Annotated in this window: 9 protein-coding genes, 1 tRNA gene and 3 pseudogenes; 6 read left to right on the top strand and 7 right to left on the bottom strand. The window is 62.7% G+C overall.

Annotated features, from left to right (window positions below):
- Window positions 1-11: 11 nt before the first annotated feature.
- From rpsA to aroA, 4 genes and pseudogenes are all read right to left on the bottom strand, one after another.
- Window positions 12-1709: a 30S ribosomal protein S1 gene (gene rpsA / locus NKI85_RS05410; RefSeq protein ID WP_023676278.1), complete on the bottom strand. Its 1698-nt coding sequence runs from the start codon at window positions 1707-1709 to the stop codon at window positions 12-14.
- A 205-nt stretch (window positions 1710-1914) separates the two neighbouring features.
- Window positions 1915-2565, bottom strand: coding sequence for a (d)CMP kinase (gene cmk / locus NKI85_RS05405; protein WP_352522763.1), 651 nt, complete (start codon window positions 2563-2565; stop codon window positions 1915-1917).
- A 30-nt stretch (window positions 2566-2595) separates the two neighbouring features.
- A pseudogene (locus NKI85_RS05400) lies at window positions 2596-2874 on the bottom strand (DUF6881 domain-containing protein); the annotation flags it as partial.
- A complete protein-coding gene (gene aroA / locus NKI85_RS05395) occupies window positions 2871-4229 on the bottom strand; it encodes a 3-phosphoshikimate 1-carboxyvinyltransferase (protein WP_352522538.1) in 1359 nt (452 codons plus the stop codon). The pseudogene NKI85_RS05400 and the gene aroA, both read right to left, overlap by 4 nt.
- 195 nt (window positions 4230-4424) lie before the next feature.
- Between aroA and NKI85_RS05390 the strand changes: the two genes are divergently transcribed.
- Together NKI85_RS05390 and NKI85_RS05385 are read left to right on the top strand one after the other, a co-directional pair.
- Window positions 4425-4814 (top strand): TIGR02300 family protein, encoded by a 390-nt coding sequence (locus NKI85_RS05390; protein WP_352522539.1) that lies wholly within the window; start codon window positions 4425-4427, stop codon window positions 4812-4814.
- A gap of 168 nt (window positions 4815-4982) precedes the next feature.
- Window positions 4983-5058, top strand: a tRNA-Ala gene (locus NKI85_RS05385).
- A 225-nt stretch (window positions 5059-5283) separates the two neighbouring features.
- Here the strand turns inward: NKI85_RS05385 and NKI85_RS05380 are convergent.
- A complete protein-coding gene (locus tag NKI85_RS05380) occupies window positions 5284-5715 on the bottom strand; it encodes a hypothetical protein (RefSeq protein ID WP_352522540.1) in 432 nt (143 codons plus the stop codon).
- Window positions 5716-6172: 457 nt separating this feature from the next.
- Between NKI85_RS05380 and NKI85_RS05375 the strand changes: the two are divergent.
- Window positions 6173-10207: pseudogene (locus NKI85_RS05375) on the top strand (HAMP domain-containing protein); the annotation flags it as partial.
- Window positions 10208-10356: 149 nt separating this feature from the next.
- Here NKI85_RS05375 and NKI85_RS37905 read toward each other — a convergent pair.
- Window positions 10357-10422 (bottom strand): annotated as a pseudogene (locus NKI85_RS37905) (hypothetical protein); the annotation flags it as partial.
- Between NKI85_RS37905 and NKI85_RS37900 the strand changes: the two are divergent.
- Together NKI85_RS37900 and NKI85_RS05370 are read left to right on the top strand one after the other, a co-directional pair.
- Entirely contained in the window at window positions 10403-11593 is a 1191-nt protein-coding gene (locus NKI85_RS37900) for a response regulator (protein ID WP_502895990.1), read from the top strand. The pseudogene NKI85_RS37905 and the gene NKI85_RS37900 overlap by 20 nt on opposite strands.
- 52 nt (window positions 11594-11645) lie before the next feature.
- A complete protein-coding gene (locus NKI85_RS05370; RefSeq protein ID WP_352522541.1) occupies window positions 11646-13685 on the top strand; it encodes a PAS domain-containing hybrid sensor histidine kinase/response regulator in 2040 nt (679 codons plus the stop codon).
- Window positions 13686-13740: 55 nt separating this feature from the next.
- Here the strand turns inward: NKI85_RS05370 and NKI85_RS05365 are convergent, their stop codons facing one another.
- A complete protein-coding gene (locus NKI85_RS05365) occupies window positions 13741-14814 on the bottom strand; it encodes a LysR family transcriptional regulator (RefSeq protein ID WP_352776315.1) in 1074 nt (357 codons plus the stop codon).
- Between NKI85_RS05365 and NKI85_RS05360 the strand changes: the two genes are divergently transcribed.
- Window positions 14756-16099, top strand: coding sequence for a lactonase family protein (locus NKI85_RS05360; protein WP_352776314.1), 1344 nt, complete (start codon window positions 14756-14758; stop codon window positions 16097-16099). The genes NKI85_RS05365 and NKI85_RS05360 overlap by 59 nt on opposite strands.
- The last annotated feature ends 63 nt before the right edge of the window (window positions 16100-16162 follow it).

Genomic DNA, 16162 nt, shown 5'->3' with positions numbered 1-16162 from the left:
GCGGTGTTGGCTCAGCTGCCCTGCTTCTTCAGCGCGGCGCCAAGGATGTCGCCCAGCGAAGCGCCGGAGTCGGTCGAACCGTATTGGGCGACCGCTTCCTTCTCTTCGGCGATTTCCAGCGCCTTGATCGAGACCTGCAGCTTGCGGGTCTTCTTGTCGAAGGCGATGACGCGGGCGTCGACCTTTTGACCGACGGTGAAGCGCTCGGGGCGCTGCTCGTCGCGGTCACGGCTGAGATCGGAGCGCTTGATGAAGGTCTCGATGCCGCTGTCGACCAGCCGCACTTCCAGACCGCCATCCTTCACGCCGATAACCTCGCAGGTGACGACTGCGTTCTTGCGAAGTTCGCCTGACGTCGCTGCTTCGCCGACCGTATCCTTGGCCAGCTGCTTGATGCCGAGCGAGATGCGTTCCTTGTCGATGTCGACGTCGAGCACCTGCGCCTTGACCATGTCGCCGCGATTGTACTCCTCGATCACCTGCTCGCCCGGACGGGTCCAGTCGAGGTCGGAAAGGTGGACCATGCCGTCGACGTCGCCTTCGAGGCCGATGAACAGGCCGAACTCGGTCTTGTTCTTGACCTCGCCCTCAACCTGGCTTCCGACCGGATGGCTGCGCGCGAAGGCTTCCCACGGGTTTTCCAGCGTCTGCTTGAGGCCGAGCGAGATGCGGCGCTTGGCCGGATCGACTTCGAGCACCACCACGTCGACTTCCTGCGTCGTCGACAGGATCTTGCCGGGATGCACGTTCTTCTTGGTCCACGACATTTCCGAAACGTGGATGAGGCCTTCGATGCCCGGCTCCAGCTCGACGAACGCGCCGTAGTCGGTGATGTTGGTGACGGTACCCTTGATCTTCTTGCCGATCGGGAACTTGGTGCCGATCTCGGACCACGGATCGCTCTCGAGCTGCTTCATGCCGAGCGAGATGCGGTGGGTTTCCTGGTTGATGCGGATGATCTGCACCTTGACCGTCTGGCCGATATTGAGGATCTCGGTCGGATGGTTGACGCGGCGCCAGGCCATGTCGGTGACGTGCAGCAGGCCGTCGATGCCGCCGAGGTCGACGAATGCACCATAGTCGGTGATGTTCTTGACGACGCCTTCGACCACCTGGCCCTCTTCGAGGTTCTGCACGATTTCCGAACGCTGTTCGGCGCGGCTTTCCTCGAGCACGGTGCGGCGCGACACCACGATGTTGCCGCGGCGGCGATCCATCTTGAGGATCTCGAAGGGCTGCGGGTTGTGCATCAGCGGCGAGACGTCGCGGATTGGGCGGATGTCGACCTGGCTGCGCGGCAGGAAGGCCACGGCGCCGTCGAGATCGACGGTGAAGCCGCCCTTGACCTGGTTGAAGATGACGCCTTCGACGCGTTCGCCCTTGGTGAACTTCTCTTCGAGACGGACCCAGCTCTCTTCGCGGCGGGCCTTCTCACGCGACAGCATGGCTTCGCCAAGCGCGTTTTCGATACGCTCGACATAGACCTCGACCGTGTCGCCGACCTTGAGCGTCGTGTCCTTGCCCTTGACGCCGAATTCCTTCAGCGGCACGCGGCCTTCGACCTTGAGGCCGACGTCGATGATAGCCATGTCCTTCTCAATGGCAGTGATGATGCCCTTGACGACCTGGCCTTCGCCGGAATGGCCGGCGGAAAATGATTCTTCGAGCAGGCTCGCGAAATCATCGCGAGTGGGATTTGCAACTGACATAGTTTCTCCTGGAATGCCCCGCAATCTGTCGCGGGGCCGGCGCCGTGGGTTAGCGTTGCGTTGGCCTGCCGGCGTTCCGGGCAAAAAGCCCTTGGCCGCCTTTGAGCGGCAATTCCGGCGCATGAAGAATGCTGGCAGGCTGGTTCATGCCTGATATGGGAATTCTTTTTGTCGCCGGCAATCGGCGGCGGCGGGAACACCCGGCTCAGGCTTCATTTCTCTTGGCCAGGACGTCGTCGATGATCGCCCGAGCTGCCAGAAACGCGGCCTCTATAGCCATTTCCGACGTGTCAAGCAAGTGCGCGTCGACGGCCGGCTTCAAGGGCGAGTCCACGCGGCCCATGTCGCGCTCGTCGCGGCGCACGATATCGGCAAGGATTTCATCGAAATTGGCAGTGCCGCCGATGCTCTCGATTTCATCCAGCCGCCGCTTTGCCCGCACCTCGGCACTGGCCGTGACATAGAGTTTTACGTCGGCATCGGGACAGACGACGGTGCCGATGTCGCGGCCGTCGAGCACCGCGCCAGGCGGTGTTCTTGCGAAGTCACGCTGTTTCTCGACCAGGATGCGCCGCACCGACGGGATCACTGCCACTTTCGAAGCCGCCTCGCCAACGGCGTGTGCCGAAAGCACTGGGCGGTCGAGCTTTGCCAGATCGACCTGCCGGGCAGCGGTTTCAGCGGCCGAAACATTGTCGAGCGGCAGGCCGAGCCGGAGCAGCGCATGCGCCACCGCGCGATAGGTAAGGCCGGTGTCGAGCAGGTTCAGCCGGTAATGGTCGGCGAGTCGCCGGGCAAGGGTGCCCTTGCCGGCGCCGGCGGGACCGTCGATGGCGATGGTGAAGGTTGAGGTCATTCGCCGCCTCGAGGCAAGCGCCTGCTGCCAACGCTTTTCAAACTCTGCCGCCGTGACTTCCACCGCCTCAAATACAGGATCAGCGTTGATCTCGTCGAGGTCCGGAAAAGGTTGGTCTGAGTTCGTTGTCCCGCCAACGTCGAGGTCCTTTGATCCATCTGGCGCGACGCCACGTGACGCGAACCCGACCGAACCGTCCCGATAGAACTCTATTGTTCTCGACTGATAATTGTCATCTTCAATCTCATACCAGAGGTGAAATGGTTGCTCCGGCCTTTCGTGCTTCCAATGTACGCAGACATATTTCACCCGATCTCCGCCCCCAGCCCCTTCATCAGACCCATGAATTCCGGAAAACTCGTCGCGATCATCGCCTGGTCGTCAATGGTCACGGGCTTTTCCGTCGCCAGGCCCATCACCAGAAAGCTCATGGCGATGCGGTGGTCGAGATGGGTCTGGACAATAGTGCCCCGTCCGTTCGGATGCTGGCCGAGGCCCTTGCCGCCGGGTTTTCCACGCACGACAAGCGAGGCCTCGCCTTCGCTGCAATCGACGCCGTTGAGCTTCAGCCCGTTGGCGACTGCCGCCAGCCGGTCGGATTCCTTCACCCGCAGCTCTTCCAGCCCCTGCATCAGCGTCTCGCCCTCGGCGAAGCTGGCCGCCACTGCAAGCACCGGATATTCGTCGATCATGGTCGGCGCCCGTTCGGGCGGCACGGTGACGCCCTTCAGCTCGGAATAGCGCACGCGCAGATCGGCGACATCCTCGCCGCCTTCGTTGCGCGGGTCGAGAATGTCGATCCGGGCGCCCATTTCCTGCAGCGTCAACAGAAGTCCGGTGCGGGTCGGGTTCATCAGCACGTTTTCGATAATAATGTCCGAGCCCGGCACGATCAGCGCCGCCACCAGCGGGAAGCCGGCCGAGGAGGGGTCGCCTGGCACCGCGATGGTCTGCCCGGTGAGCTTGCCCTGGCCTTCGATGAAAATGTGGCGCACGCCGCGCTCGTCGGTCTCGACCGACAGATTGGCGCCGAATCCCCTGAGCATCTTTTCGGTGTGATCGCGCGTCATCACCGGCTCGATGACGGTGGTGATGCCCGGCGTGTTCAGCCCAGCCAGCAGCACCGCCGACTTGACTTGTGCCGATGCCATCGGCACGCGGTACGTGATCGGCGCGGCGTGCTTGGGCCCGTGCAGCGTGATCGGCATGCGGTCGCCAGGCGTCGCCTTCAGCACCTGCACGCCCATCTGGCGCAGCGGCTCGAGCACGCGGCCCATCGGCCGGCCGGACAGCGAGGCGTCGCCGATGAAGGTGGTTTCCATGTCATAGGTGCCGACCAGGCCCATGGTGAGGCGTGAGCCCGTGCCGGCATTGCCGAAATCGAGCGGGCCTTCCGGCTGCAGCAGCGCGCCGTTGCCGGTACCGCGGATCACCCACTCAGCGCCATGCTTCTCGATATGGGCGCCCATGGCCTTCATGGCAGCGCCCGTACGCATCACGTCCTCGCCTTCCAGCAGCCCGGTAATGCGGGTTTCGCCGGAGGCTAGGCCGCCGAACATGAACGAGCGGTGCGAGATCGACTTGTCGCCCGGCACCCGCGCCGCGCCGGAAAGGGCAGATGATTTGCGGGCGGTGGCCTGCATCGGGGCGGCAGTATGCGACATGGTTCTTTCCTGGATGAACGCCGGCGGCCGGCTATTTTCTTCTGGTTTGCGCGGTCTCCTATCATGGCGGACCGAAATGGTCATCCCCTTGGCACGAGGCCTTCGAATTCAAGGTTTTTGGGACGCCGGCTTTTCGCTTTGACAGCGCCGTAAACTCTGGTTAAGGGGACCAAACTTTTATCGACGAGGCTTGCTGTGGCAAAACCCGAACTTGGCACCAAACGCATCGACCCGGAGACGGGTCGAAAATTCTATGACCTGAACAAAGACCCGATCGTCTCGCCTTACACAGGCAAGAGCTATCCGCGCTCCTATTTCGAGGAAGGCAAGGTTGCCGCCGTCGAAGAGGAAGAGGAAGTTGTCGAAAAGGAGGTCGACGCCGAGGAGGAAGAGGGCGTCGAGGTCGTTTCGCTCGAAGAGGCGGACGAGGACGTGAAGGCCGACGAACTGCCCGATCTCGGCGACGACGAGGACGACGTCGACCTCGGCGATGACGAGGATGACACTTTCCTCGCCGACGAGGAGGAAGAGGACGACGACGTCGCCGACATGATCGGCGTCGGCGACGACGACGACGAAGTCTGAGCGGGTGCGAACCGCATTTGACGGCTTTCGTCGCGCCGGCAAGAAAAAGCGGTTCTCGAAGGCTTGATATTAGGGGAAGGCGGGGTTAGAAGCCGCCTGCACTAACGGCGCGGTCTCAACCCGCGCCGGATCTCTTCGCCGGAAACGGCGCCGGCGGACTGCCGGAGTGGGGCCATAGCTCAGTTGGGAGAGCGCTTGAATGGCATTCAAGAGGTCGTCGGTTCGATTCCGATTGGCTCCACCAGTTCTCTCTATCGAAACCATCAGGACAGCCGCCCGAACCGAGCTGGCCGCCGCCTATCGCGCGGAAAATAATTAAGCACGGTCGATCAGCCCAAGACTCGCCATTTCATCCAAATGACGAGTCTGCGCCCGATAGAACACCTATCCTAGCCTGGCGTGTGATCGAACCACGAGCACCGATTTCGGATAGGTTCCAGGGCTGAAATGACGGCTGAGCAAAACTCCGTTACTTGTTGCAGTTCTGCATATCCGACGTCATAGCGCCGCTTGGGGTGTTGTTGTCGGTGTCGTTGCCCGCCGTATCCTTGCAGCGGTCATTCATGCCGTTGCCCTGCGGCGTGGCGTTCGTTGCGTTCGGATCGATTGTGTTCGGCGTAGTTCCGGTGCCGGTTCCTGTGTTAGCGCCGGAAGTGCCCGTATTGACACCGGTATTGGCATCATTGCCAGTTCCGCCGGTTTCCTGGCCGGCAGTTTGCGCCATGGCAGATGTGGCCAGGCCTATGGCAAGTAGGGCTGCAGAGAGTAATTTCAGCATGATAGTGTCTCCATTGGGGTGCATCGCTGTATCGCGATCTATACCAAACGAGAGTTTTTCCGGGATGTTCCGTTTGACGGAAATAGTGATCAATACAATCGCTATGAGAGCTTTGTTGCTCATCGTTTCGTGAATGGGGCCGTGAAATTCCTGTGTCACAACAGAAATTTTGTCTGGAACCAAATCGAAGATGCCGCGTTGTTGCGCTTGCGGGGAGTTGTGTCGGCCGCAGGGGACAGTTTCATCAAGACATTCAAGAGAGTCGTGAGCTGGGAGGGGCGCTGTGAGCGTGCTTGCATCCAAAGGGCAATTGGACCGTCGTCAAATACTGAACGCGTTGAAGGCTTTTCGGAGCGGTGATTTCTCCGTTCGCATCGACAATGTCTACACTGGCCTCGATTCGGAGATCGCCGATACCTTCAACGAAATCGTCGAGCTCAACGATCAGGTGACGCGTGAGTTTGAGCGCCTCAGCAAGGTCGTCGGCAAGGATGGCCGGATCGGCGAACGCGGCCGCGTCCGCAACGCCACCGGCAGTTGGGAATCCAGCGTCCGCTCCGTCAACGACCTCATCGAAGACATGGTTCAGCCGACGGCCGAGGTGGCGCGCGTTATCGGCGCGGTGGCCAAGGGCGACCTGTCGCAGACGATGATGGTCGAAATCGACGGCAGGCCGCTGCGCGGCGAGTTCCTGCGTATCGGCAAGATCGTCAATACCATGGTCGGGCAACTGGCCTCCTTCGCCTCGGAAGTGACGCGCGTGGCGCGCGAAGTCGGCACCGAAGGCAAGCTCGGCGGTCAGGCCCGCGTGAAGGGCGTGGCCGGGACCTGGAAGGACCTGACCGACAACGTCAACGCCATGGCGACGAACCTGACCGGGCAGGTGCGCAATATCGCCGAGGTAACGACCGCCGTCGCTTCCGGCGACCTGTCAAAGAAGATCACCGTCGATGTGAAAGGCGAAATCCTCGAGCTTAAGAACACCATCAACACCATGGTCGACCAGCTCAATTCCTTCGCCTCGGAAGTGACACGCGTCGCGCGCGAGGTCGGCACCGAAGGCAAGCTCGGCGGCCAGGCGCGCGTCGAAGGCGTCGGCGGAACCTGGAAGGACCTGACCGACAACGTCAACCTGATGGCCGAAAACCTGACCGGCCAGGTGCGCAATATCGCCGAGGTGACCACGGCGGTGGCGCTTGGCGACCTGTCGAAGAAGATCACGGTCGACGTCAAAGGCGAGATCCTCGAGCTGAAATCGACCATCAACACCATGGTCGACCAGCTGAATTCATTTGCCGGCGAAGTAACGCGCGTCGCCCGCGAAGTCGGCACCGAAGGCAAGCTTGGAGGCCAGGCGCAGGTGCGCGGCGTTGCCGGCACCTGGAAGGACTTGACCGACAACGTCAATTCGATGGCCGAGAACCTGACCGGCCAGGTCCGCAACATCGCCGAGGTGACCACCGCCGTCGCTTCCGGCGACCTGTCGAAGAAGATCACCGTCGCCGTGCAAGGCGAAATCCTCGAACTCAAGGACACCATCAACACGATGGTCGACCAGCTCAATTCCTTCGCCTCGGAAGTGACGCGCGTGGCGCGCGAGGTCGGCACGGAAGGCAAGCTCGGCGGCCAGGCCGAGGTGAAGGGCGTCGGCGGCACCTGGAAGGATCTGACCGACAACGTCAACTTGATGGCCGCCAACCTGACCGGCCAGGTGCGCAACATCGCCGAGGTCACCACCGCAGTGGCCCGCGGCGACCTGTCGAAGAAGATCACCGTCGACGTCAAGGGCGAAATCCTGGAGCTCAAGGACACCGTCAACACGATGGTCGATCAGCTGAATTCCTTCGCCTCGGAAGTGACGCGTGTGGCGCGCGAAGTGGGGTCGGAAGGCAAGCTCGGCGGCCAGGCTCACGTCGAGGGCGTCGGCGGCACCTGGAAGGACCTGACCGACAACGTCAACGCCATGGCCGGCAATCTGACCGTGCAGTTGCGCGACGTCTCCAAGGTGGCGACGGCGATTGCGACCGGCGACCTGACCCAGAAGATCACCGTCGATGCATTGGGCGAGATCCTGCAGATCAAGGACGTCATCAACACGATGGTCGACCAGCTGAATTCCTTCGCCTCCGAGGTGACGCGCGTGGCGCGCGAAGTCGGTTCCGACGGCAAGCTCGGCGGCCAGGCGCAGGTGCGCGGCGTTGCCGGCACCTGGAAAGATTTGACCGACAACGTCAACGCAATGGCCGCCAACCTGACCGGTCAGGTCCGCAACATCGCCGAGGTGACGACTGCGGTGGCGTTGGGTGACCTGTCGAAGAAGATCACGGTCGATGTGCGCGGCGAAATCCTCGAGCTGAAGGACACCATCAATACGATGGTCGACCAGCTGAATTCCTTCGCCTCGGAGGTGACGCGCGTGGCGCGCGAGGTCGGCACCGAGGGCAAGCTCGGCGGCCAGGCGCAGGTGCGCGGCGTTGCCGGCACCTGGAAGGACCTGACCGACAATGTGAATTCGATGGCCGAGAACCTGACCGGCCAGGTGCGCAACATCGCCGAGGTGACGACTGCAGTGGCGCGCGGCGACCTGTCGAAGAAGATCACCGTCGACGTCAAGGGCGAGATACTGGAGCTGAAATCGACGATCAACACCATGGTCGACCAGTTGAACTCCTTTGCCGGCGAAGTGACGCGTGTCGCCCGCGAGGTCGGCACCGAGGGCAAGCTCGGCGGCCAGGCGCGGGTCGAGGGCGTCGCCGGCACCTGGAAGGACCTTACCGACAACGTCAATCTGATGGCGACGAACCTGACCAACCAAGTGCGCGGCATCGCCGATGTCGTGACCGCGGTGGCGCAAGGCAATCTCAAGCGCAAGCTGACGGTCGATGCCAAGGGCGAGATCGCCTCGCTCGCCGACACCATCAATGGCATGATCGAGACGCTTGCGACCTTCGCCGACCAGGTGACCAACGTCGCCCGCGAGGTGGGCATCGAAGGCAAGCTCGGTGGCCAGGCCCGCGTGCCTGGCGCTGCCGGCCTTTGGCGCGACCTGACCGACAACGTCAATCAGCTCGCCGCCAACCTGACCACCCAGGTGCGCGCCATCGCCGAGGTGTCGACGGCGGTGACCAAGGGCGATCTGACCCGCTCGATCAGCGTCCAGGCCTCCGGTGAGGTGGCGGCGTTGAAAGACAACATCAATGAGATGATCCGCAATTTGAAGGATCAGACGTTGAAGAATGCCGAGCAGGACTGGCTGAAGACCAATCTCGCCCGGTTCTCGCGCATGCTGCAGGGCGAGCGCGACCTGGCCACGGTCTCGCGTCTCATCATGTCCGAGCTCGCCCCGCTGGTGAATGCGCAATATGGCGTGTTCTACGTGACCAACCGCGACGAGGACGAATCCTATCTCGAGCTTGCGGCCTCCTATGGCGCCGAAAGCAAGGCGGAGATCAAGCAGCGCCTCGATCTGCGCGAAGGCCTTGTCGGGCAGAGTGCCGCCGACAAGCGCGCCATCATGCTGGGCAACGTGCCGCCGGATTTCCTGCGCGTCACGTCCGGCCTTGGCAATGCCGCGCCGGCGAACGTGATCATTCTTCCGGCTCTGTTCGAGGACGAGGTGAAAGCCGTCATCGAACTCGCCTCGTTCAGCGAATTCCGCGACACGCACCAGTCGTTCCTCAACCAGCTGATGGAATCCGTCGGCATCGTTCTCAACACCATCGCCGCCACGATGCGCACCGAAGGCCTGCTCAAGCAGTCGCAGTTGCTGACCTCGGAGCTGCAGGCGCGTCAGACCGAGCTGACCAAGAAGCAGGAGGAGCTGCACGCCACCAATGAGGAGCTGCAGGAAAAAGCGCAGCTGCTCGAGAACGAAAAGAAGCAGGTGGAGAATAAGAACCTCGAAATCGAGATGGCGCGGCGGGCGCTGGAGGAGAAGGCCGAGCAGCTGGCGCTGACCTCCAAATACAAGTCCGAATTCCTCGCCAATATGAGCCACGAATTGCGCACGCCGCTCAACTCGCTGCTCATCCTTTCAAACCTGCTTGCAACCAATCAGCAAGGCAATCTCAATGACAAGCAGGTCGAGTTCGCGCGCACCATCAATTCGGCCGGCACTGATCTTTTGAGCCTCATCAACGACATCCTCGATCTGTCGAAGATCGAATCGGGCACCGTCTCGATCGATATCAGCGACATGCCGGTGGTGCATCTTCGGCAGCATATGGAGCGAACCTTCCGGCAGCTGGCGACCGACAAGGGACTTGGCTTCACCATCAATGTCGCCCCTGAGCTTCCGGAGACCGTCCGCACGGACGAGAAGCGGTTGCAGCAGATCGTGCTCAATCTTTTGTCGAACGCGTTCAAGTTCACCTCCGAAGGCGAGGTCAGCTTAAATTTTCGGGCCGAAAAGACAGGCCGTCACAACGGCTCGGTGCAACCGATGGAAGCGCTCGCGATCGCGGTCACCGATACGGGCATCGGTATTCCGCAAGAAAAGCAGAAGCTGATTTTCGAAGCCTTCCAGCAGGCCGACGGCACCACCAGCCGCAAATATGGCGGGACCGGCCTTGGGCTCTCGATCAGCCGGGAAATTGCCCGGCTGATCGGCGGCGAATTGCGGGTCGAGAGCACGCCGGGCAAGGGTTCGACGTTTACGCTGGTCATCCCGTTCGACGGACCCCGGATGGCCTTGGCACCGCAAGCGGCGCTGCTGCCGGCGACGGAGGTGGCCGCAACGACCGCGCAGCCGAGCCCGCCATCCTCTGAACTGCTCGATGACCGCGATACCATCTCACCGGATGACCGGGTCGTGCTGATCGTCGAGGACAACCCGACCTTCGGCGGTTTGCTGCTCGGCCTCGCACGTGCGGCCGGGCTGAAAGGCGTCCTGTCGACCGCGGGCTCCGGCACGCTGGCTTTGGCACGCAAGCTGGTTCCTGACGCGATCACGCTCGATCTCGGACTGTCGGATATCGACGGCTGGGTGTTGTTCGATCTGCTTCGCCACGACCCGAAAACCAAGGACATTCCCGTCCATGTCATCTCGGGCGCCGAAGACATCGAGGTCCTTGCCCGCAAGGGTGCATCCAGCATTTCAACCAAGCCCGTATCGTCGGACGAACTGATGAAGGTCTTCCAGGACATTCACTCCAGAAAGCTCCGCGTCCAGCGCCGCGTTCTGATTGCCGATATCGATCCCGAGCGCCGCCTCTCATTGATCGAGGCGATCCGCGACGGTGTCACCTCGGTCACGGCGATCGGCCGCGTCGCGGCGAATGCGGACGACATCGGCATCGCCGCGTATGATGCCGTTGTGCTCGGCTTTGGCCGCTCGGCCAAGGACAACGCCCAGATGCTGGATGAGATTGCCGTCCTGTTCGGACAATCCGTGTCGCGGCTGTTGTTCTTTGCACCTTATCCGGAAGCACTGGAACAGTCGCTCGCCTTGCATCCGGCATTGGCGGATGTTTCGCGGGCGGAGAATTTCGCGCAGCTGGCTCTCCTGATATCCGCGACGCTCCCAGGGCGAGGCCACGAAAACAACGGTGCGGCAGCCGAACAGCCGGGCAAATTCGACCTCGGCGGCGCAAAGGTTCTCATCGTCGATGATGATATTCGCAACATCTATTCGCTCACCAGCGTTCTCGAAACCTATGATATCCAGGTGTTGCACGCGGAACGCGGTCGGGAAGGTATCGTGCTTCTCGAGCAGAGCCCGGACATCGACGCCGCACTGATCGACATCATGATGCCGGAGATGGATGGCTACGAGACGATGCGGCAGATCCGCGGCATGCCGGCGATCGCCCATATCCCGTTGATCTCGGTCACCGCCAAGGCAATGAAGGGCGACCGGCAAAAATGTCTCGACGCGGGTGCTTCCGACTATATCGCCAAGCCTGTCGACCTCGACCTGCTGCTGGCGCTGCTGCGTGTCTGGATCGGCCGCTCGCGATCCCGCGTGCATGGTCCGGAAAAGACGCTCATGGCAGTGAACTGACGGCCGCTCGATGCAAAAGCTGTCGAGGAACGGAGCAAGGAAGCTAGAGGTTATGGCCCCGGCGGAGGGGCCGGCAAGGGCGCGCATCCTGGCCGTGGATGACGACGAGCGCAATCTGCTGGCGATCGGCGAGGTTCTTGCCCCTATCGGCGAAGTCGTCTGCGCGCAGTCGGGCGAAGAGGCGCTGCGCGCTCTGCTGAAGGAGGATTTCGCAGTCATCCTGCTGGATGTGCTGATGCCTGGACTGGACGGCTACGAGACCGCGGGACTGATCCGCCAACGCGAGCAATCCAGGCGAACGCCGATAATTTTTCTCACCGCTATCAACAAGGAAGACGCACACATGCTGCGCGGCTACGACGCCGGCGCGGTGGATTACGTGTTTAAGCCTTTCGACCCGGGCATGCTGCGTTCCAAGGTCGCCGTGTTCGTCGAGCTTCATGAAAAGACGCTCGAAATCCAGCAAAAGGCGGCTGTCGAGCAGGGGCTGCTGGCCCAGGCACTGCAGGCGCAGAAGGAAAAGCTCGAGGCCGAGCGGGCGCTGCGTAGCGCCCAGGAGCGGCAGCATGCCATTTTGAGCTCTCTTCCGGTCTGCTTCCACGCAAGGGCGGCGGAGCCGCCGTTCGGCGCCAGCTTCGTCACCGAAGGGGTCGAACGCTTGACTGGCTTTCCTCCCGAACGGCTGACGTCCGATCCAGGCTTCGGCCTGAGCCGGGTTCATCCCGACGATCTGCCGAGAGTGAGGCAAGCCCTGCTCGCAGCCAAGACTGCTGGCTCCTACACTTGCGAATTCCGCTGGCTATGCGCCGACGGCAACTACCGGATTTTTCTCGACCAGGGCGTCTTGTCGAACGGCGCCGACGGCCAGAGGCCTGAGATCCTGGGCACATTGCTGGACATCACCGAGCGGCGCGAGCTGGAGAACCAGCTGCTGCAATCGCAGCGCCTCGACGCGATCGGCAAGCTTACCGGCGGCCTGGCGCATGATTTCAACAATCTGCTTGCCGCAATTCTCAGCGGATTGGGATTGCTCGAGCGCCACGCCGAGTTCGACGGACAGGCCAGGCAGGTTCTGGAACTGACACGCCGGTCGGCAAAACAAGGCGCCGAGCTCGTCAACCGCATGCTTGCCTTCTCGCGCCGCCAGACGCTGAAGCCGCAGGCCGTGCGCCTCGCCGCGCTCGGCGACACCATGAACGGGTTGGTGGCTCCGGTCCTGGGAGGGCTGATCCGCTTCGATTGGCTGGTCGACGACACTGTCTGGCCGGCGCATGTCGATGCCAGCCAGCTGGAGCTCGCGCTGATGAACCTGGTCTTCAACGCGCGCGATGCCATGCCGTCCGGCGGGACGATAATTGTGGATGCGCAAAACCGAATGCTAAGCAGTGCAGCCGAGGATATTTCGTCGGGTGATTATGTCCTGGTCACTGTCAAGGACACGGGATCGGGCATACCGGCCGACATTCTCGCCAAGGTCGTCGAACCGTTTTTCACGACAAAACCCGTCGGCAAAGGCACGGGTCTGGGTCTGAGCACGGTCCATGGCTTCGTCAAGCAATCCGGCGGCACGCTTCGCATCGACAGCGTCGTCGATCGTGGTACTGCCGTCCAGCTCTGGCTGCCGCGTTCAATCGAGCGTGCCGTCGAAATCGCCGAGAAGTCCGATGCCGACCACACCGTCGTGAATGCCGGCGAGGAATATCCATCGGTCCTTCTGATCGACGACAGCAATGTGCTGCGGGAACTGACGGCGCAATCGCTTCGGCAACATGGCTTTGCGGTGACCTGCGCCGGCGGAGGTGCGGAAGCGCTGGCGATGATCGAGCGGGCGCCGTACGATTTCGACGTCATCGTCACCGATTTTGCCATGCCGCTCGTCTCGGGCCTGGAGGTCATTCGGTTTGCACGCAATCTGCGGTCCGATTGGCCCGCGGTGATCATAACCGGATATGCCGATGCGGGTGCGATCGCCGACCGGCCCTCTGACGTGCCGCTGCTCGGCAAGCCACTGCGCGAAAAGGATCTGATGGAGAGCATTTTCCTGGTGGCTGCGCGCGCCGGGTCGCGAGGCACCAAACAGGCCAGCGGGTGAGAGGCGGGCCGATCGGACCATGGGCGTTCGCAGGCAATCTCACCGCGATCTCGGTTCAAGGCGTCCTCTGTGCAACCAGCGTCGCAACCATTTCCAGGAAACGTCGACCACTCGCGGCCAAGACCGGCTCGCGCCACGCTGCGGCCATCGGCAAGGATGGCGGCTGCGGGCTAACCGGACGGTACGCCACGCCGGGCCGCGCCACCCGTGCGATGCCCGCGGTGACGAAGCCCAGGCCGGCACCCGCGGCGACCAGGCCAGCCAGTGTCGTCATCGGCGTCACCTCCTGGACGATGCGCGGGCTGATGCCCTCGCCTCGAAACAGGGCAATCACCCGGTCATAGATGCTTGGGCCAATGACGCGCGGCGCAAGCAGGAACGGTTCGCCGTCAAGGTCGCTCACGCGGATCGTTGCTTGTGCCGCGAGCCGGTGTGTTGCCGGAAGCGCCAGCACCAGCGGTTCGTCGGGCAGACCATGGACGATCAGCTCCGGCGTCGAGAGCGGTGGATGCAGCACGCCCAGATCGATCTCGCCGGCCGCGAGCGCTCTTTCCAGCAATGGCGAGTTCATCTCGATGAGATCCACCTCGACATCCGGATAACGGGTGCGGAACATCCGCACCGCTTCCGGCAGGACCCCATAGAAAGCAATGACGGTGAAGCCGAGCCGCAAGCGCCCGACCTCGCCGCGAACCGCCCTTAGCGCCTGCGTCTTTGCGGCGTTGGCGTGCTGCACCGCCTTGCGGGCCGGGTCGAGAAAGGCGGCTCCGGCCGGCGTGAGCGCCACGCTGCGGCGATCCCGCTCGAACAGATCGGCGCCGATCTCAAGTTCCAGGGCGCGGATGCGCCGGCTGAGCGACGGCTGGGTCAGGTTCATCCGCTCCGCCGCGCGGCGAAAATGCAGGTCTTCGGCAACGGCCACGAAACAGGCGAGCGTGCGAATATCCAACATCGCCTCCTTATGCAGAACGCCTATCACAGGCGCCGACATTCCGATTGGAATGCAATCAGCGTCGAAGATATTTTCCGCCAATGCAAGGGTTTGGTGGGACCAGCAAAGGAACGAAATCATGATCAGGCTAAGCTCTTCTGCGCTCGCCATCGCGCTGAGCATCGGCGCACCGTCCACAGTGACGACACAGCCATCGGATCTTGTCGGCCGGATTTCGGCAGGCCGGATAGCGGTCGTCTCCGACGGTGATTTCGTCGCCCAGACCTATGCCACGGGGCAACTTGCGCCACGCGAGGCGGGCCATCGCGATGTGCTGACAGTGCTGTCCACCGTCGATGGCAAACTCGTGACCGGCACGATGCCGCTCTCCAATTCGGTGACCTCGGCACCGGAAGTCCTGCAGCTGAGCGAAGACGGGCGCACCGCCTTTGTCACCGAAAGGCTGGGTGAGCGTCCCCGAGAGGGCGACACTGTTCGCGACCTGCCGCCGGGGTGGCGCCTTTTCGCTGTCGATCTGTCCGACAGCGCCGCACCTCGCCTAGCGGACACCGCCGAAATCGCCACTTTCCCCGAAGCCTTGTCGGTCAGCCCGGACGGAGGCCGCGTTTCCGTGGTGTCCAACACGCCCGAGGCAAGTTTCGTCCAGATCGTCGGCTATGGCGATGACCGCTTCGGCCCGGTCGCGCGGTTCGATCTCGCCGGGCTGGGGGTCACGGGGTCAGCCTCCACGCCACGCGGCGGCGTGACCGCGACCAATATTCATTGGCATCCGAGCGGCCGCTTCATCGCGGTCAACATCAACACCCAGAACCGGGTCGCCTTCTTCGAGGTGATCGGCAATGCCGGCAGGCCCGGCTTGCGTCCCTGGGGCAATATCGTCGATGTCGGCGCGGATCCCTTTGTCGGCCGCTTCACGCGGGACGGGCGCCATTATCTGACCTCCAACTGGGGCCGAAACTTCACCGCGGCCAACCTCGAGGGCCGTATCCCGCAGACGCGCTCGAGCATCAGCGTGGTGCGGCTGGCCGACCCCGCGACACCGGCCGCAGCCGCCCGCCATGACCTTGTCGCCGGCGCCGAGACCGATCTTTCGGCCGAGGGCATCGCGGTCAGCCCGGACGGCCGGCTTGTGGCAACCGTCAACATGCGCGGCACGGCATTCCTGCCCGGAACGCTCCGTTTCGATAGGGAGGCCAGCGTCAGCCTTCTGAGCTTCGATCCGGCAACGGGTGCCATCGCCAAGATCGCCGATTATCCCTTTGAAGCGGTGTTGCCGGAGGGCGGCGCCTTCGATCGGACCGGAGATCACTTCCTCGCCACCGTGTTCCAGGGACATGAGGGCTCGGATCTCGGCGCCGGGCTCGAAGTTTTCCGCGTCGTCAACGGCGAACGGCCATCGCTCGAACGGCTCGGCCGCGTACCGCGGCCGCACGGCGCCCATCATGTCGATCTGGCGGAGTAGAGCCACGCAGACAAGCCATATCGAATCGAAACGGTGCGTTTCATTGCTGTGCTCAGCAATCCT

The organism is Mesorhizobium sp. M0571, from assembly GCF_040320985.1.
Lineage (GTDB): Bacteria > Pseudomonadota > Alphaproteobacteria > Rhizobiales > Rhizobiaceae > Mesorhizobium.
Note: the sequence above shows the minus strand (reverse complement) of the source record. Positions and strands in the feature narration are given on the sequence as shown.